Below are 297 nucleotides of genomic sequence, written 5' to 3'. Positions count from 1 at the left end.
CAAATTGTTGAGCGTCTGGATCACCAGAATTTTGAACATCAGCACCGGATCAAATGGCGGTCGTCCGCCCTTGCTTCCGTCAGAATACGCCAGAGCCTTCTCCAGGTCAGGGCGGAAGACTTCAAAATCCACAGTTCGGGAAAATGCTTCGAGCTGATCACCAAGCCCGCTCAGCCGGGCAAGCCGCTCTTCAACGTCAAAAAATCCCGCCTGCTTCATGATCCATACTCCAATCAACGCAAGGAAAATGGAATCACAGAGCAGACCTCAATACCAGTGGGTTTTTCGAACCCTCCA

General features: G+C 51.5%; 1 protein-coding gene. It reads right to left on the bottom strand.

Annotation, left to right across the window (positions count from 1 at the left end; translation table 11 throughout):
* A partial coding sequence (locus J2D75_RS14735) for a transposase (protein WP_341534983.1) occupies nt 1–222 on the bottom strand: 222 nt, incomplete at its 3' end.
* Nucleotides 223–297 lie beyond the last annotated feature (75 nt).

The organism is Acetobacter suratthaniensis, assembly GCF_017377745.1.
Classification (GTDB): Bacteria; Pseudomonadota; Alphaproteobacteria; order Acetobacterales; family Acetobacteraceae; genus Acetobacter; species Acetobacter suratthaniensis.
The sequence above is the reverse complement of the archived record's forward strand: the minus strand, read 5'-3'. Positions and strand labels throughout refer to the sequence as shown.